The organism is Prochlorococcus sp. MIT 1201, from assembly GCF_047303415.1.
Lineage (GTDB): Bacteria > Cyanobacteriota > Cyanobacteriia > PCC-6307 > Cyanobiaceae > Prochlorococcus > Prochlorococcus marinus_D.
Genome location: NZ_CP138947.1, coordinates 2,139,172 through 2,156,449 on the forward strand (window position 1 = coordinate 2,139,172; position 17,278 = coordinate 2,156,449).

Consider the following 17,278-nt stretch of genomic DNA (forward strand, 5'->3'; position numbering starts at 1 on the left):
CGTCTTCGATTCGACTGTTTCTCCCTGATCTGTTGCTTAATCCAAACCATGTCTAAAAAAACCGACGACATTCTTGACTCGCTAAAAACCCTTTCTTTGCTTGAGGCGTCTGAGCTGGTTAAGCAGATTGAGGATGCTTTTGGCGTCTCTGCCGCTGCTTCTGCAGGCGTTGTGATGGCTGCTAGTGGTGCTGGTGGTGCTGCTGCTGCTGAAGCTGCCGAAGAGCAAACCGAATTTGATGTTGTGCTTGAGAGTTTCGACGCTTCAGCCAAGATCAAGGTCCTTAAGGCCGTTCGTGAAGCCACCGGCCTCGGCCTGGGCGACGCTAAAGCCATGGTCGAAGCAGCTCCTAAGACCATCAAGGAAGGCATTGCTAAGAATGATGCTGAGGCTCTCAAAAAGGCCATCGAAGAAGTTGGCGGTAAGGTCAGCCTCAAGTGATTGCCAGCGGATAGCGGCCTTCAGCTTGGTTGCTATGCATCCCTTTTTTGAACTCTTAACCGGTCCTTCGGGACCGGTGTTTTTTTGCGTGGCAAATATGCAAAAAAAATCCCCGCCTAAGGCAGGGATTTTTAGGCAGGACAGAATCAGGAGTCTTTCCTTGTTTCGACCCTGAACTGTTTATTCGCACCCCTCACGATATTAATGATATGAGGCAATTTTTAGAGTTACTAGTATTAAGGGGCGCTACGTCAACTGTCCTCTCTGCAGTGGGACTGCGTCAGGGACGATAAGGAATCACCACGAGTCGAATCGGGCCTTTACCATGGATGAGGCTGTTGTTGGCTATTGAAATTGGGGGAGGGAGTGGTGCCTTGGGAGCGCCGAGTTGCTTGAAGGCGGAAGGTCCTTGATGAGCTGATGCTTTAGCAATTAAGAGGTTCACAGGATCTGGATGAGCAAAGTAAATGTGGCTGAGTTTGCGTCCTTGGTATATGCGACGCTCCAGCTGCCAGCCGGGTTCCAAGTTTAATTTCACAAACGCATCACGATTGCGTTGAGGAAGTAATGCGCTGGCAACGGTAATTGGAACCGACCGCGCAGGATCGAGGGCTTTTAGTTCCAGACGGTCTCGGCTTTGTTTGATGCGCAGCCGAAAGCTGTGAGCCACGTCTTCGCCGCTACTTCGCAAGGAATAGCCGTTGCTATCTAAGTAACGATTGCAGATTCCTGCAAAGTTGAAGTTATTAAGGGTTGGGTTAACCAATCCATCTGGACGGGTTTCCCAGCACAGTGGCCGAGGCTTGATTTGTTCGAGTACAAGCAGTTTCCAGCGATTTCCTCCCACTGCCTGAGCCAATACGACCAAACGTTCTTGGTTGAGAGGCTGACTGTTGAAAATCGTTTTGGAGATTGCTGGCAAGGTCGTCAGCAAATTGAAGAAACCAAGGCCTAAAACCAACAGCCTTTTGCCTGGCTTTCTCCATGCCATGAGGAGCGCGGGGTAGGTTCGCGACATAGCGTCTAATTAGTAAGAACCAAGCGAACCGTGTTGTACCAAACAACAACAGACTTCTCAAATGGCTGATAGTCGTGGACGGGTTGTGGCTGCTGCCACTGATGGGGCTTGTAGTGGAAATCCTGGCCCTGGGGGCTGGGGGGCACTGCTGCGCTTTGAGGATGGGAGCGTGGAGGAGTTCGGAGGCTATGCGCCGGCCACGACCAACAACCGCATGGAACTTCAGGCAGCCCTTCATGTGCTGGAGCAGCTCAAAGAGCTTCCTTGTCACCCCGATTTAAAGATCCGTACCGACAGCAAATATTTAATTGATGGTTTGAGCAAATGGATGGCGGGATGGAAACGTAAGGGTTGGCGTACGGCGGCTGGCAAGCCTGTGCTGAATCAAGATCTCTGGCGAGCTCTAGACCGTGCTCGTTTGGATGATGTGCCCCTGACTTATGTGAAAGGTCACAGCGGTGACCCAGACAATGAAAGGGTTGACCAAATCGCAGTGAGCTTTTCCAAAGGAGGTGGTGCTCCAGCGTTGATGTCTGGACAGGGGTCAGCCTCTATTGCACTCGGTCTTGTTGAGCCGATCAAAGAAACTGGAGATGACGAAGATTTTGCCCCTTCTGATTTGCAGCGGCTGCTAACAAGACTGGAGCTGGCTGATCGTTTCGCTGTGCGTGGCTATGGCCTCAGCCTGGTTGAGTTGGCCCAATTGGTGGAGCAACCAATCGAGCAGCTTGCGAGTAAGACTGCCCCCTGGCGTTGGCGCGATTGGCTATTGGAGCCTGTGGGGGAAAACCGCTGGCGATTGCACCGCTGCGCGGCAGGATCGGATCAGATCTGAGGAGGCCCAGGATGGCTGAGCCATCACCTGCAAAGGTGAACTCCACCGGTGGGTTGTATCGCCGTTGGCTGGGACCAATACTCGCGAATGATCAGGGCTTAGATCCGGAACAGTTGACTCAAGCAGCATTGAGTGCCCTTAGCCAGACGTCCCTACGGAGAGATTGGCCAGGCGTATCAGCTGTCCTGGCAGCTATAGCCTTGGATTTGCAACGCCATGATCTGCGGCTTGAGCAAGTGTTGTTCGGCTGCCGGTTTCTTAATCCTGTTGGACTGGCGGCTGGCTTTGACAAAAACGGAGTGGCGGCAAGTATCTGGGATCGCTTTGGATTTGGATTCGCCGAACTCGGCACAGTGACTTGGCATGGGCAGACCGGTAACCCTCGGCCCCGACTCTTTCGCCTTGCTGCTGAGCAGGCCGCTTTGAACCGGATGGGTTTCAACAACAACGGTGCTGAGGTAATGCGTCGCACTTTGGAGAAACAGGCTTTGCCTTCACCCGGCCAGCGGCCAGCTGTGCTGGGTCTCAACTTGGGCAAATCCAGGATCACGCCATTGGAGCAGGCCCCAGACGACTACGCCTTGTCGCTTGAGTTGCTGGCACCATTGGCGGATTACGCCGTGATCAATGTCAGCTCGCCTAATACACCCGGCTTGCGTGATCTCCAGGATGCCAGCCAGTTAAGGCGTCTGGTGGAGCGATTGCGACGATTGCAAGGATGCCCGCCACTACTGGTGAAGATCGCTCCAGATCTCGAGGATGATGCCATTGATGGCCTGGCTCGCTTGGCTTATGAGGAGGGTTTAGCAGGTGTCATTGCTGTCAATACCAGCCTCGACAGATTCGGCCTCGACGGGCGGGTCCTTTCAAAAACGGGTCGCAGCCTGGCGGAGGAGGCTGGTGGGCTCAGTGGAGCGCCACTGCGTCAACGGGCCTTGGAGGTGCTGCGTCGGCTGCGTGCCACTGCAGGTCCGGCGTTGCCCTTGATCGGCGTGGGAGGCATCGACTCGCCAGAGGCTGCATGGGAGCGAATCAGTGCAGGAGCTTCACTTGTGCAGCTTTACACCGGTTGGATCTTTAAGGGTCCAGATTTGGTGCCGAATATTTTGGATGGGCTGATCGGCCAGCTTGACCGCCATGGCTTCCGGCATGTGTCTGAGGCTGTAGGGAGCGGCGTGCCCTGGCAGTAGCCGATACCCTTCGTCCAGAGCGGGGTTGCCTTTCCTTGGTGTTGGCTGGTCTAAGCGAACGTTTTCCGCAGCTGGAACAGTTGCAGGCCATGGCGGAGCGGTGGCTTTTGAAACAACGGGTGCTGCTTGTTGTTGATGAGTCTGCTCTCGTGATGCTCTGGAAACAGGGGGAGAGATTGACTCTTCGACATGTACCCCTGCCTCAGGGCCTTTGTCGTGCAGGCATGCCGACCCAGCGTCAAGCTTTGGGTGAGTTGTTAGGGGACCTACTTCTGGATATCGGTCTTCTCGGAGGCCAGCTGAAGATGTTGTTGCCGATGCAGGCCTGTCAATGGCGCTTGCTCTGCTGGCCCGATGTTGAACCAGAGGTGGATCAAGTGAAGGGCTTGCAAAGGCTCAAGCTTGAGCTCAGTTAGCCATTGTCCTTACCGGAGTCTTATTTAGCTGTTTCATCAGTGCAGCTTGCTGGATCTTTATCGCCGCCAACGCCGCTGTCTTTAGCCGTTGCGACTGATCGGTTGATGGTGCATGCCTGGATTGATGTCGTCGAGGCGGCGGATCTACCGCTCCTCAGCCTTGAGTGGATGCTGACAGCTGCCTGGCGAGCTGTACGTGCGGCCAGCCAACACTTTGAAGGAGATCTAGCTTGGTTGTTGAAGCATCATGGATACTGACGTTTGGTGCTATTACGCAGCGGTTTACCTGAGCTCGACCATGCTCTTTCGGCTTCTTTTGATGGTGGCGATCTGAAGCAGGATCTTTTGCAGGAGCTTGATGAAGTGTTGCAGGCTTGGCGTTTACGCAGCGAAGGGGCGTCGCCCCCTTTGGCATGGTGGGTTACAGCCGCAGCTGTGGATCAACAGCAACTTTGTTTAGCGTTGGAGTCTCAAGGTCAAGGTGAGTGCCTAAGCAAGCAAAAGCTTTGGGTGGTTGGTGAAGAGCAACCCGCCCTTGAAGGGCCAGAGGCTGATTTCTGGCAGGGTGACTGCGCAGCTTTGGCTTGTTTAGCCCTAGCGGGCGCCTGGGAGCAATGCTGATGGCTCCATTGACTAGGGCTGAGTTGAATCTGCTGCAGGAACGTCGCCAGGAGTTGGGTCTGAACGTTCAGCCTGCTCTTGTGCCTCAGGTGCGATCCTTGCTTGGCAAGGGAATGGGGCTCGGTGCTCTGCTTGTTCTTGCTGTTGGAGCAGTGGCCGTTTGGTTGGCCTGGCAAGAAAGTCAGCAACAGGTTGAGCTTGATCGCTTGCAGCCACTAGAGCAACAATTGCTTCTGGATCAGACGCAATTGCAGCAGCTAAAGGCACGTACAGCAGTCATACGTAAGGAAAATACCCAGATCGCTGAACAGTTGGTCGCGGTTCGAGCCAGCTCTGCACTGATGGAACAATTGCGTCGGCTGACGCCTCAAGGCATACAGCTAAAGGAGGTTGCGGTAAGAACTCAGCAGATCAAAATTGTCGGTCAATCCTTGGGCGGTGGTTCTCCGGGGCCCTTTGAACGCATCAATGCATTGGTTCTGCAACTTGCAGCACTGCCGATGGTGAAACCTGATGGGGTGAAGGTTTTGAAAGTGGTGAGGGAGGGGGCTGATGAGGATGGGGAATTCGTGCAATTCAGCGTCGATGTGACTTTGGATCCCAAGGCGAAGCCTTCTCTGCAGGAGTTGAGTGAATTGGGTGCAAGCGGTTTGGTAGAGCGCTATCAGCTGCTTGAGGAGCAGGGCGTAGCACCATGACCAATCTCAGCCAAGAGCAGCCGAGCTGGCGGCGCAAGCTCACACGTGAGCGTGTCTTGGTGGGAGTGCCGCTCGTGGTAGGCGGCATGGTGGCTTGCTCGTTGGCTTTCACGGTTGTATCGCCTCGGTTGGTTCGCGTGGAAGCCCAGAAGCAACGTCTGGAACAACTGCTCAACCAAGAGGCCTCATTACCCTTGCTGCCGGGCAAATTGAAGACAGCCACTGAACAGCTAGCAAAGGTTCAGCAGCAGCAAGATGTGTTGCTCAATCTGGTAGCAGGTAAGAACAAAATTCAGACTTTTTTGGCTCAGTTGAGCCGCGAAGCCATGGCGGCTGGGGTGCTGCTGGAGCTCTATCAACCTGTTTTACCCGCCCCGTCACCATCGGCGGCGGCTAGTCAAGAGCCTCCTGGAACGAAGTCGAACCCAGATAGCGAGGAGATAAGCCCTGAAAGTCCACTGGCAGGACGTGTTTACGAGAAGACGGCCGTGCTCCTGCAGGCCCGTGGACCTTTTATCTCCATGCAGGGCTTTCTTAGAGGAATAGAAGCTTTACAGCTCGTGGTCCAACCCAGTGAACTTGAGCTAACAGCACTCGACCCTAAGCAGGGGCCAGAAGAGGACGTCTTAACAGGACCAGCAATCACGCAGCTCAAGCTGAAACTAACCTTCTATGACAAGGCATCCGTTCCTGCCAAGCAAGGGGAGAGGAGGATTCTTGATTCTGAGGAAGAATTCCCTCCTGAAGCTTGAAGCGCCCCTGGCTGGCAAGGAAATCGATCGATACCATCCGTGAAGATTGTGTGCCAGATCGACCCTGGGTCGCCTTATGTCTCGTTCCCAGCGACTGGTTCCTTTGCTTGCAGCTCTTGGTTTATATGGCGCGTCTATCAGCGGGAGCTTGATGCTGCCGGCTGCGGTGAAGGCACAGAAGAAGGGGACGATGGAACTGAAGTTGCGACGCTCGCAGGACAGCGTTGAAGTCATCATTGAAGGAGTGGGCCCGCAGCCCGTTGTGCAGCAGCGACAGAGTGGTCAGAACTGGGAAGGTCGATTGACTACCCAGGGCAAACCTGGTCTGCGACGAGGTCCACAGCAAGTGTCGATGCCGCAACTGGGGCTGCAATCTGTGAGCCTTGCAGGATCAGGCGAGAGCTATCAATTAAATGTTGAAGTGGTGGCCGGCAGGCCGTTCCTGGAACCATTGGTTAGTGCCGACGGCCGCAATTTGATCCTTAGCTTTCCTGGGTTGACTGCTCAGGCTGAGCAAACTGGACGATTGGATCTACGCACACCAGGGCGGGTCCCTGAGGCGTCTTATGTACCGCCGTTGCGACAACGTGCTGTAGCGCCTCCACTAGGAGATATGGCCGTAGGCACGATGGTTCTTAGTAATCGTAGTTTTCTGCAGGTGAGTGGTCCACCAGTAACACTGACGCTGAAAAATGCACCTGCCAAAGAAGCTTTGATGTCTCTGGCCAGATTGGGGGGGTATGGATATATCTTTGTCGATGAGGCGGATTCCTCTGCTGCGGGGAATTCCGTTGGGGTTTCTGCTGAGAACAACGCTGGCTTGGGTAGTCGTCCAGTGTCGATGTCATTTCTAAATGAGAGTTATGCACGTGCTCTCAATGGCGTGCTGTTGGCTTCTGGCTTGCAAGGAAAGATTGAAGGCAACACCTTGCTGATCGGCAATGCTGTTGCAGCCAAAACATTTGGCCCCCAAGTTTCAAAGGTCTATAGATTGAATCAAGCCAGTGCGGCTTCTGCCGCTGATTACTTAGCCAGCTTGGGAGCATCAATTAGCAAGGTGAATGTGATCAGCATTACCTCTGGCGAGTCGGAATCATTCGGAAGTACTGATATTAGTAATGCGACCTCTAGAGAAAGCAACAATATTACAAATATTGAGACTTATGGAGCCGCTTTAGGCCCCCTGAGGGGACTGACTGGAACGACGGATTCTCGCCTGCAAACAATCACATTGGTAGGCGAATCGACTTTGGTCGCAGTGGCAGAGAGTTATCTTAAGCAGATTGATTTGCGATCACGCCAGGTGGCGTTGTCTGTGAAGATACTAGATGTAAATTTAAACAACGTAGCCGGCATGGACAATAGCTTTTCGTTGCGCTTTGGAAACAATCTAATTGTTAATGATAACGGCAAGCTGTTGGCAGCGTTTGGCCGTAATTTGCCTGCCAATGAAGCCTCTTTTACTTCTGCTCCTCTCGAAACTGAAACAGTGTCCGGCTCTGAGACGGTAACTCAATCGACAACTCAATCAACAACTCAGACAAGTGCACAGACAAGCACACAATCATCGAGTCAGACAACAACAAATAACTCGACACAGGGCATTGACTATGGATTTGTTTATCAAATGACTCCGACAGGCTTTTCGACAGGTCGAATAGTGACGACGACTGACGCCAATGGGAATGTAACCCCTCAAAAAGCAACGGGGTTACAGTTTGATGCGGCTGGAAACATGATTACCAATGATGGGAGAGGTCCAACCCTATTCACCACTCCGACAGTATCCTCAACAAGCGGCACTGCAGGTCCAGACACGACAGGGCCGAATACAACATCAGGCTCCACAGGTCCTGATACTACAGGTCCAAACACATCATCAACGACAACAACTAACACATCTGAAGGAACAACAACCCGAAGACGTAATCCCTCGTTGAATTATCCCAAAGAAGCTTTTTATGATTTCCTAAAAGCACAAATTGTATCGTCAAATACAAAGGTTATGGCGTCACCAACATTGATACTTTCCGAGAGTGCTCAAGCGATTGTTGGAGAGATTGGCAGATCTAGAGCTAATGAAGCTTTTGTACGTCTTGGCGATAAAGTCGTGACCGCATTTAGTGTCACTTCAGACGATAATGGAAATATCTTTTGTGAGCCAACATTTGAAACAGCTGGTTTATCATTGGGTGCCATGGTCAGCAAGATTGATGACAATGGATTTGTGACGTTTACTCTTGAACCGAATCTTTCCGCTGCTGTCGGTTCAACCCAACAGGGTCAATGTGGAACTATCACAACTGTGAATGAAAGGATCTTGGAAACGGGAACAGTGCGCGTTCGTGATGGCCAAACATTGATTCTTACTGGTGTAATTAGTGACACAGATCGACAGGTGGTCACAAAATGGCCAATTTTAGGAGATATGCCAGTCATTGGTCAGTTCTTTAGGTCTACCTCTGGAACCAAAAAGAAAAATGAGCTGGTGATTATGGTCACGCCTCGTATTATTAATGATGAGCTTGGAGGTTCTTACGGCTATGGCTATCAACCTTCTACTCAGACAACGCGCGATATGGTTTATTCCCGCTAGAGAAATTTAGTTTCCATAGTCTTCTGATTGCTTTGGCTAAAAGGCCAGGGGGGCAAGAAATTTTGCGGCTAAGGGGATGAGCTGTGTAACTAAGCCGGTAGCACCACTTAGTAAAGAACTACCAATACCATTGCCGCCTCGTTGGGCTGGATCTTGTTTGACTTGTTCTGCTCCATCGCGGAGTTGCTGAGCTATCTCCGGTTGTGCTTGTTGTTCGTAAAGCTCAGCCGCGTAGGAAAAATCTCTAGAGGCCAGTTCTCGTTTCGCTTGTTGAGCTCGAGTAATTCCGCGAGCAACCCATGTAATTGCAGCTTTAGGGCGATGCCTCAATGCTTTGTTGAAGTACTCCTCGGCTTCTGGATAGCGACCTTGGAGAGTTTCTTCAACGCCAGCGTTGTGCAGCGATTCATAGTCGCTGGCAACCGCTTGCACACCTTTGGCATCTTTCCAGTGACTTGTGGACAAGGCGTTTTCATCAAGTTGTGCATTTCTCAGATCAGCGCCGATCAAGTCTGTTCCAGTGAGTGTGGCGCCTCTGAGATTGGCGCCGCGTAATGAAGCGTGGCGAAGGGTGGCAAAGCTCAGATCAGCACCACTGAGATTGGCCCCATCAAGTTGGGCTCGCCCGAGATCTGCACGCTGCAACTGAGCCTTTTTGAGGTTGACATCGCGCAGATCAGCATGCATGAGATCGGCGTCTTGAAGTCTGCAATCTATGCAGGTTCTGGTTTCGTGGAGTTGCACAAGATCCTCAAAGTTGGTATCTGCTTCGCTGCGTCGGACGATACCAAGCGTTCCAGCACTACTGGCCAAGATCACCATAAAAGCAAGTAGGTGACGGCGCATCGTCGAGGACGAAAATCGTTGGTCTGCTATCGAGTTGTACCAGTTCTTATTCATCGTGTCGACTGAAGAGTGGTGGCAGTGATCGATGGCTTTATTGGCTTCAATGTTGCTTGAGCGAGTTCCGTTTTTCACTGATGCTTGTTATTGCATAGCACTTAATGAATACTGTGCTTCGATTGTTGCAAGATTAATAATCTCATAGGCTTATGCAGCTTTATAGGGCACTCGTCGATCGTTTAAGTCGTTGCAACCCAAATCCCAAAGCTCCCCGCTGATGCGTTCGATCAATTCTTTTGTTGCGAGGGCTTGGTTGGCCTTTGATCGTATCGGAACAGTGCAAATGCGGAGGCGAAGGCTTCCTACAAATGGACCATGCGCAGCATCTGTCATGCGCATGATCTCCACAACTGCAACCCAGCTTTTGGGCAAAGTTTGACTAAAGCCGGAAGGAATAAATGTGGGTGGCAGTTCTTCAAGTTCTTCGAATTGTTGGAACTCTTGATTTCGTGCAGGCCTGAATCTGACAATTTCCTTAGGGTGTTGATCAAACCAGTTGCGATCATTAGCGATTGCAGATTGCATGGCTAATTGCCCTTCAGTCTGATTTATTGAGCCTGGATGGTTGGATGTTTGCATCAAGATTTAGGGTCTAGCTTTTTAGTCTTACTCGGCCAAAAATTATCTATTGTTCCTGGTGTTAGCAAGTGCCTTCTCAATCAGTTGCTGAAACTGAGGCCATGGCAGTGCCCCTTCGATGATATCGCCATGATGCTTGTCTCCCTGGGATGGACCAATCACAAACGTTGGTGTTGCGCGGATGCCATTGAGCTGAGCTTCTGAACGGTTGGAATTCACAATCGAAGCGACTTCTTTTGATTTCAGGCATCTCTTGAGCTTTGTTTCATTGAGGCCAGCGCTCGTGGTAATGCTTAGTGCGCCTTGGCAATCCAGGCAGTTCTGACGTTTGAATAAGGCCTTATAGGCAAGCCAATAATCGTCTTGTTCCATCGAGCAACGGGCTACATGGGCTGCTTGTTTAGCATTGTTGTGGTAGGGCAGGGGTAGATCTTTGTGCACGAAGCGAACGAGGCCTTTGTTGATGTATTCACTTTGGATTTTTGGCAAGATGTCGTCGTGGAAGCGCTGGCAATAGGGGCATTCAAAATCACTGAATTCCACGATGGTGATCGGTGCCTTTGGGCTGCCTAGGCTGGGATCTCCTTGAATGAGTAAGGCTGTTTTTAAATGGAGCGGTTCTCTTGGGATCACCTCAGTTTTGGTAGATGTAGTCCTTTGCCAGCTTTGGTAGGCGAGTGTTCCACCAATCCCTACACCAACGCTGCAGATCACCAAGCCAGCCTTAACTAGTGATTTCATACTTGGTGGTCTGATGCGCATCATGGCTTGATGGGATTACTTGACAGTGTTTAGTGCTAGGGATTATGCATTGATTGCGAAAGTCAAGAGATAAGACGTGGTATCCATGAATATCAGTTTGCATCCTATTTGTACCACTTATAAGCAGCATTGGCGATCAAGGCTCCAAGAGGTTTTAATAGGATTACAAGGCAGTTGATTTTGGCAAAAGGCTCCTGGCTCAAACTGGATCTGCTGCGTCGGCGACGGGAGCAACTTGGCCTAGTCGCTCCCAAGTTTGTTGCTGAACGTTCTCTGTTATGGCGCGGTGGCTTGGTTGGTGGTGGCTTGGTGTTTGCCGTCCTGCTGGCTTGTTTGGGAGCATGGTTTTATGGCAGCAATCTAGAAGAGCGCCAGCAGCAACTTGCCTCTGCCGTCTCAGAGTATGAGAACAATGAATCGTTGCTGATTCAGGGCACTCAGGAGTTGAAATCTCTCCAGAATGGCAACAAGAGCATCGCTGAAGGTATTGCTGGTTTGAATTCTGGTTCTGCACTACTTACTGAAATCAGTAGGCTGACCCCACAAACCGTTCAGCTCACAAAGATTAAAGCGTTACCTAACAGACTTGAGTTATCTGGAGTGGCGAATCAGCCCAGAGGGCTTTATGTCGTCAATGCCTTTCAGTTGACGTTATCTGGTTCGTCATTTTTTCAACCGGAAGGCATCAGTTTGATCAAGGCTGTGGAAATGAGCAGAAAGCAGGTGTCAGTTAAACCTGGGGCTTCGATGTCGATCCCTGTTAAAGAGCTGAGATTTGACATGAATGCCGTTTTTCTTCCGGATTCTGCTCAAAAGCAGACGCCAGGCCGGCTGCAAGCTCTGGGTTCTAGAGGCTTGGCTGACCGTCTTGAGCTGTTGCGCAATGAAGGTCTGCTGCGATGACAAATTTCCAGATCGTCGAGAGATCAAAACCACGTTTAATCACACCTGAGCGGGCAGTATTGCTTATACCAATTATTGCCGGTGCAATGGTTGGCGTTGCGCTCTTGTTGTTTGGCCTTATTCCATTATTGGTACAAGTTCAAGAGAAGCTGGACGTGCTCCAGGGAATGGAGAGGAAGAAATCTGAATTACCGATCTTGAGACAACAGTTAGCCGCATTGTCTAAGAAGAAGGCCAAAAGCATGGCGCAGCAAGAGCGTTTGCTGAATCTGGTGGCAGGAACAACTCAGTTGCATACGTTTTTAGCTCAGCTCAATCAATGCGCAGTAGAGCAAGGTGTTTCCATCGTGAAGGTAGAACCACAGGCAATTGAGCGCCCTGCACCCAAGCCTGCATCGCCACCAGCTGATGATGGTGCCACGGCACCACCTCTACCTCCAGAAGATCCACTACTGGTTCAAAAACTAGAAAAACGCTCGGCGCTCTTAACAGTGCAGGGTCCTTTCAGAAGGATTATCGCTTTTTTACAACAGATGGAGCAGCTGCAGGTGATTGTGATTGCAAGTGATCTTGAGCTGAGGCTGGGAGCAGAGAATCAAAGAAGTAGCGGTAATTCTACGGATGGCGAGGATGTTACCCAGACAACGCTGAAGCTCAAGCTTTCGGCTTATGGACGTAGCAGCCAGGTGCAAAATTTATAACGTTGCTTTGCTTTCGTATTCAAAACTTTTTCCTGACATCTGATGATCGTTGGCCTAGATTGACAATCGATTGCAGATGTAAGGATGTATGGCCTATCTCTATGCTGGTTTGGGCATCGCGATGTTAACAGGAATTATGGCGATATTTGAGATGGCAACGAGTTATGTGCAATTTCAAAATACTTGGCAGCCAGCTTCTATAGCGAGTTCAAGCCTCTATTACAATGGCCTTCAGCTGAAGGATCAAGTGATTACGCAGACGATTGCGGAGAATCCTGGCTTGGATGTTTGCAATGCTGCTAGCGCTGATGATGTCAAGGAATCTCTTAATCTTGATAAGCTCGCATATGTTTTTTCCGGCAGTGTTGCTGATTTTGCAGGCGGATGCTCGTATGCCTCTTCTGGCCATCGGATCATTTTCGATTCAGCTAAGGGGTTATGGTCATGTGCGCTTCCTTCCAATCACCAAGTAGATAAAGATAGCAAGTGTGATTTTGAGGTATAGGTATAAATTATGATTGATGCTGTATTGGGTTTGATTATCGCTACGATTGCTACATCCGCCTTGACCTTGGCGGTTGAATTCACAGAGGCGTCCTTTGCGCGTAAGGACTCTCTTGATGCTGGGATGTCTACTTACGAGCTAAATGTCCTGGATGCTGCGGGTTTGAGTGATTCTCAGAAAAATGCTTTCAAGGATTTTCTCGCCAATACAAGCTTATGACACACTTATATTACTATAAGAGTAATGGTGATGCTGAGAAATATAACTGTGAAGATCAGGGCATGTCTCTTCTGCAAGTGGTTTTTGCCCTGGCTGTTTTCGTGATCTTTGGAGCCGTATTTTTGGCTGTTTCAGAGCAGCTCAATCTTTACTTTATTCCAGATAGCAGTTTGGCTCGCAGTGAGAAAGAAGAGGCACCAGTGCCGATCCTGCTAGCTGAAAGGCTTTCTGCCGCTATGGATAGAATGGTGAGCGTTTTGGAGCAGCCAGGAGCTAACACGGCATTATTCCCTCTTGGCATAGGGAATTGCTCTAGCAATCCTCTTCAGAAGGTTGCCCCTGCCTTGGCCGGAATTGTTTCGCTGGATAATCTTGCAGCAAATGAATCGGAATTTCAGCTTGCCTCCCGCTATGAGTTTTGCCTGTTTGATTCTCGTGAAACAGGTGCTCATAATCAAAAGGTTTATGTTTTGGTAGCCAAGCCGTTGGATCAGTACAAAACAGTGGCGATGTTGCCAATTGTTAGAAGGATATTTTGCCGACCAAAACCCTTTTGTGTTCCTACAACGTAATTGCACTTGCCATGACAGCCACTCCTCCAGTTGGGCAATCATTTTTTGGTCTTACGATCAATATGAGTGGACTGGCCGACCGCCTTTCATCATTTCGAAGATCAGTTTCCAAGCGCGTGCTCTTGCTTGAATTTGGCAGCACATCGTTAACTTTTGCTGAAGCTAAATATACGGGACTTGATGTTGAATTCAAACATCTGAAACGAGTATCTTTGCCTGCCAAGGCAATCGAAAGAGGCGTTCCGAGCGAACCGGACAAGATGGCTACTTTGATCCAGTCAATCTGTAAAGAAGAAAACATTTATGCTCATCGAACGGTGGTCGTGCTGCCTCCTGAGGCTGTATTCACGACATGGATTGATGTTCCAGCAGAGCTTTCTCAGCTACAAGCATGGGATTATGTGAAAGATCCGACCTCGGGGCTGCAGATTCCTATCCCTTTGCAGCAAACAGATTTCGATATCCTGCCGATTGATTTAGCTTTGCTTAGCAGGCATGAAGCCAATACAAAGGCTTATCTGTTGACAAGTGTTCCGCAAAAATTAATTGACCAATTATTGGATACTCTTGAGGCTGCTGAACTGGAGTTAAAGGCGGTTGAAACTGGTTCCATGGCTCAGCTACGTTTAATAGCAGGCGGTCTTGATTTGCTGAAGCAAAATGAAATTTACTTTATGTTAGAATTGCTGCCAGAATGTACTCATCTCACTGTTATTGCAGCCTCGGGCCCAGTTTCTCTGTTGAGATTAGCTGCTATTCGTGAGTTCCCAGAACCTGAGATTGCTAATAATCAGATTGCAGTCGACGCATCACTGGCTGAGCATGGCTCAGCAGAGGCGATCACATTAGCCGATGAAAAATACCTGCCTATTTCTGAACTAGATCTTAGAGTATTGATTGGCGAACTGCGTCGCTTCATGAAGGAGTTCTCTGAAAAAGCCCCAGAATCAATTTGTAAATCTATTTATCTTACTGGTGTTAATAGTGCCCATCCTAAGATTGATGAATTGCTCAGCTCAGCGTTAGGTCTTCCTGTAGAGGTGATTCGCCCTCTGGGTGCTGAAGGTGTGGGAAACGTTTTATTTTCACAACCATTGCTACATCAAAGTCTTGGCAGGCTGTTGGGTTGTGGTCTTACCATCCTGCCAAATGATGATACAGAGTATTTTTCATTTAATGATTATGAACAACAGGAGCCTGTAGAAGAAGAATCAGATTCAGGAAAAGCTTTAATAACGGCAACAGAGATTCCACCAATTGAAAATGAAAAAGAAAATGCGAGGGCTGGTTCCCATGAAAACATCGTTGATGTTGAAGCAGAAGGGATTGTAAAAGCATCCCTCACAACAGAGTTCCTCCAAAAGCAAGCAGCAGAACAGTTGATTGATGCTGGTATCGTTACAGAGTTAGTAGAAGAACAAGGCGATGAGAAGCTTGTTTTTGAACAAGATGATCAGAAAGATGCTAATAACGTTTCTGAGCAAGAAGCAGAAGAAATAATTGATAAGCAGGAAAAAGAGGAAGAGAAATGGCCTAGTATTTATGGAGACGCTTTGGTGGCTGAGCAGCCGGCTAAAGATGAGGATGCTGTAGAAGAAGAGATGCTCGTGATTACTGAGTTAGGCGATAGAGCAGCAGAACAAGAACAGACTGTCGAAGCCCAGGAAGTTGTCGTTGCTGAGTTAGTAGAAGGACAAGAGGAGGGCAAGCGTGTTCTTGAAGAGGCAGATGTGCAAGAAGAAGAACCAGCAATTGATCAGCAACAGCAAGAGGAAGAGGAAGAATGGCCAAGTATTCATCAAAACGCTTTGCTGGCTGAGCAGCCGGCTACAGATGAGGATCCTCTAGAGGAAGAGAAGCTCGTGATTGCTGAGTTAGGCGAAAAAACAACTGAGCAGGAGCAGGCTGTAGAAACAAAGAAAGTTATAAATGCTGATGTGACTGCAGAGTTCGGCGAAGAACCAAGCGAGCAGAAGCTTGTTCTTGAAGAGGCCGATGGTCAGGAAGGAAAAGAAGCAATTAATCAGCAGCAGCAAGAGGAAGAATGGCCAAGTATTCATCAAAACGCTTTGCTGGCGGACAAGCCGGCTCATGATCAGGATCCTTTAGAAGAAGAGAAGCTCGTGATTGGTGAATTAGGAGATATTGAAGTTGAGCCAGGTCAAGACCAGCATTCAGAAAAAGCCACTGAAGCAAATGATTCAGAAGAGACTATGGCCGAACAAGACGAGTTTCCACTTGGCGAGTTGAAATTTTCAGGCGATGATCATTAACTCTTGGCCCCATTCAGCAACTCTTTAATCAAGCAAGTGGGATTGTAGGGTTTATCTTTAGCGTTTTGCACAGGGCACTATGAAACTAGAGCTTGGTGAAAATATCATTGATGAGATACTTTTTGTTGCTTCTCTATCCTCCTTTCATTGCTTTGATCATCGAAAACATCGGTAGGTAGAGTGCGATAACGATCGTGCCGACGATACCAGCAACGACAAAAATAATCGCAGGTTCCATGGCTTTGGTAAGTGCAGAAACTGTGGACTCCACTTCGCGCTTATAAAAATCAGAGAGCTTTTCAAGCATGAAGCTGAGTTCACCAGTTTCTTCGCCGATCTTGATCATCGAGACCACAAGCCGAGGCATGATCTTGGATTGATTGAATGCATAGTTCAGTTCTTGGCCTTCACGAACAAGTCGAATTCCAAGCTGAATTGTATTTTTAATCAACTGATTGGAACTGGCGCTCATGCATCGCTGCAAGCTGTCGACTAATGGAATCCCTGAGGTCACCAGAGTAGAGAGGGTGTCGCAGAGGGCGGCCATCTCTGAGCGCAGAATGAGATCGCCAAAAAGAGGAACCGCAAAAATACCAGTATCAACAGCTATTCGCCCTTCTTTGCTGGCATAAAAGCCTCGAAACAGAAATATGCATACAAAAATTGTCACTGGCGCCCCAATTGCGAAACCAGCTGTAGTCACAAAATCCGACAACGTGAGCATAAACTTCGTGAGCGCAGGCAGCTCCGATCCCATATTACTGAACATCGTTTCAAATTTAGGCACAATACCGATTAACAGCCCCAGGCTCACCGTTACAGCGAGCAATAGAACAATACCTGGATAGATTAGGGCACCAATAATTTGGCCTTTCAGCTTGGCTTGCTCTTCTAAGAGCAGGGCAATCCGTTCTAATACTTGATCAAGGATGCCACCAACTTCGCCGGCCTCAATCAAACCAACAGTGATCGGCGCAAAAACTTTCGGATATTGCTTGAGGCAAAAGGATAAGTCTTCGCCAGCATTGAGCCTGGCAGCAATCGCATAAATGCACGCGCGAAATTTTTTATTAGTCATGTTTTCCCCGATCAGCACTAAACCTTGTGCGAGCGAGACACCACTTTGCAAGACAACTGCAAGTTGCCTGAAAAAAACCAACAAATCTTTCTGGGGTATTTTTAGTCTTTTCGGAGATATTTGTGGCATTGATGCTACAGCCATGGAGCGCTGATTTGCGCCGCTGAGATTTTGCGCTGATTGCTGAGGCTGGCTGGCTTCGCCGTATTCAGCCAT

General features: G+C 49.4%; 20 protein-coding genes. 15 read left to right on the forward strand and 5 right to left on the reverse strand.

The features are described 5' to 3' along the window. Positions 1-48: 48 nt before the first annotated feature. Positions 49-441 (forward strand): 50S ribosomal protein L7/L12, encoded by a 393-nt coding sequence (rplL, locus tag SIB41_RS10385; protein ID WP_413358708.1) that lies wholly within the window; start codon positions 49-51, stop codon positions 439-441. A gap of 280 nt (positions 442-721) precedes the next feature. Here rplL and SIB41_RS10390 read toward each other — a convergent pair whose 3' ends face one another. After that, positions 722-1,459, reverse strand: coding sequence for a DUF3747 domain-containing protein (locus tag SIB41_RS10390; RefSeq protein ID WP_413358709.1), 738 nt, complete (start codon positions 1,457-1,459; stop codon positions 722-724). Positions 1,460-1,520: 61 nt separating this feature from the next. Between SIB41_RS10390 and rnhA the strand changes: the two genes are divergently transcribed. The 8 genes from rnhA to SIB41_RS10430 all read left to right on the forward strand — a co-directional run bounded on the left by rnhA (position 1,521) and on the right by SIB41_RS10430 (position 8,567). Then, on the forward strand, positions 1,521-2,294 hold the full coding sequence (rnhA, locus tag SIB41_RS10395) for a ribonuclease HI (protein ID WP_413358711.1): 774 nt from the start codon (positions 1,521-1,523) through the stop codon (positions 2,292-2,294). Between the two features lie 11 nt (positions 2,295-2,305). After that, entirely contained in the window at positions 2,306-3,484 is a 1,179-nt protein-coding gene (locus SIB41_RS10400; RefSeq protein ID WP_413361517.1) for a quinone-dependent dihydroorotate dehydrogenase, read from the forward strand. A 38-nt stretch (positions 3,485-3,522) separates the two neighbouring features. Further along, on the forward strand, positions 3,523-3,900 hold the full coding sequence (locus SIB41_RS10405; RefSeq protein WP_413358713.1) for a hypothetical protein: 378 nt from the start codon (positions 3,523-3,525) through the stop codon (positions 3,898-3,900). Positions 3,901-3,903: 3 nt separating this feature from the next. Further along, the gene (locus SIB41_RS10410) at positions 3,904-4,158 is read left to right on the forward strand and encodes a hypothetical protein (protein ID WP_413358715.1); all 255 of its coding nucleotides are present in this window, start codon (positions 3,904-3,906) and stop codon (positions 4,156-4,158) included. Between the two features lie 6 nt (positions 4,159-4,164). Then, on the forward strand, positions 4,165-4,521 hold the full coding sequence (locus SIB41_RS10415; protein WP_413358717.1) for a hypothetical protein: 357 nt from the start codon (positions 4,165-4,167) through the stop codon (positions 4,519-4,521). Continuing rightward, on the forward strand, positions 4,521-5,219 hold the full coding sequence (locus SIB41_RS10420) for a PilN domain-containing protein (protein ID WP_413358719.1): 699 nt from the start codon (positions 4,521-4,523) through the stop codon (positions 5,217-5,219). Before SIB41_RS10415 ends, SIB41_RS10420 begins: the two co-directional genes overlap by 1 nt. Then, complete coding sequence (locus tag SIB41_RS10425) at positions 5,216-5,971, forward strand: hypothetical protein (RefSeq protein ID WP_413358721.1); 756 nt, start codon at positions 5,216-5,218, stop codon at positions 5,969-5,971. Before SIB41_RS10420 ends, SIB41_RS10425 begins: the two co-directional genes overlap by 4 nt. A 76-nt stretch (positions 5,972-6,047) precedes the next feature. Next, positions 6,048-8,567, forward strand: coding sequence for a type II secretion system protein GspD (locus tag SIB41_RS10430; protein WP_413358723.1), 2,520 nt, complete (start codon positions 6,048-6,050; stop codon positions 8,565-8,567). A 36-nt stretch (positions 8,568-8,603) separates the two neighbouring features. Here the strand turns inward: SIB41_RS10430 and SIB41_RS10435 are convergent, their stop codons facing one another. The 3 genes from SIB41_RS10435 to SIB41_RS10445 all read right to left on the reverse strand — a co-directional run bounded on the left by SIB41_RS10435 (position 8,604) and on the right by SIB41_RS10445 (position 10,814). Next, positions 8,604-9,545 (reverse strand): pentapeptide repeat-containing protein, encoded by a 942-nt coding sequence (locus SIB41_RS10435; RefSeq protein WP_413358726.1) that lies wholly within the window; start codon positions 9,543-9,545, stop codon positions 8,604-8,606. A gap of 72 nt (positions 9,546-9,617) precedes the next feature. After that, positions 9,618-9,995: a hypothetical protein gene (locus SIB41_RS10440; protein ID WP_413358729.1), complete on the reverse strand. Its 378-nt coding sequence runs from the start codon at positions 9,993-9,995 to the stop codon at positions 9,618-9,620. A gap of 96 nt (positions 9,996-10,091) precedes the next feature. Beyond that, positions 10,092-10,814 carry a DsbA family protein gene (locus tag SIB41_RS10445; RefSeq protein ID WP_413358731.1) on the reverse strand — a complete coding sequence of 241 codons (723 nt, stop codon included), beginning with the start codon at positions 10,812-10,814 and terminating at the stop codon, positions 10,092-10,094. Between the two features lie 177 nt (positions 10,815-10,991). Here SIB41_RS10445 and SIB41_RS10450 point away from each other — a divergent pair, with 177 nt between their 5' ends. The 6 genes from SIB41_RS10450 to pilM all read left to right on the forward strand — a co-directional run bounded on the left by SIB41_RS10450 (position 10,992) and on the right by pilM (position 15,984). After that, positions 10,992-11,714, forward strand: coding sequence for a PilN domain-containing protein (locus tag SIB41_RS10450; RefSeq protein WP_413358733.1), 723 nt, complete (start codon positions 10,992-10,994; stop codon positions 11,712-11,714). Continuing rightward, positions 11,711-12,415 (forward strand): hypothetical protein, encoded by a 705-nt coding sequence (locus SIB41_RS10455; RefSeq protein ID WP_413358734.1) that lies wholly within the window; start codon positions 11,711-11,713, stop codon positions 12,413-12,415. Before SIB41_RS10450 ends, SIB41_RS10455 begins: the two co-directional genes overlap by 4 nt. Before the next feature lie 88 nt (positions 12,416-12,503). Further along, positions 12,504-12,920, forward strand: coding sequence for a hypothetical protein (locus SIB41_RS10460; protein ID WP_413358736.1), 417 nt, complete (start codon positions 12,504-12,506; stop codon positions 12,918-12,920). Positions 12,921-12,929: 9 nt separating this feature from the next. After that, positions 12,930-13,139, forward strand: coding sequence for a hypothetical protein (locus SIB41_RS10465; RefSeq protein ID WP_413358738.1), 210 nt, complete (start codon positions 12,930-12,932; stop codon positions 13,137-13,139). Positions 13,140-13,201: 62 nt separating this feature from the next. Continuing rightward, positions 13,202-13,711 (forward strand): hypothetical protein, encoded by a 510-nt coding sequence (locus SIB41_RS10470; RefSeq protein WP_413358741.1) that lies wholly within the window; start codon positions 13,202-13,204, stop codon positions 13,709-13,711. Positions 13,712-13,722: 11 nt separating this feature from the next. Then, a complete protein-coding gene (gene pilM, locus SIB41_RS10475; protein ID WP_413358743.1) occupies positions 13,723-15,984 on the forward strand; it encodes a pilus assembly protein PilM in 2,262 nt (753 codons plus the stop codon). Positions 15,985-16,117: 133 nt separating this feature from the next. On the opposite strand, the gene SIB41_RS10480 is transcribed toward pilM, so the two are convergent. Then, on the reverse strand, positions 16,118-17,278 hold the full coding sequence (locus tag SIB41_RS10480) for a type II secretion system F family protein (protein WP_413358746.1): 1,161 nt from the start codon (positions 17,276-17,278) through the stop codon (positions 16,118-16,120).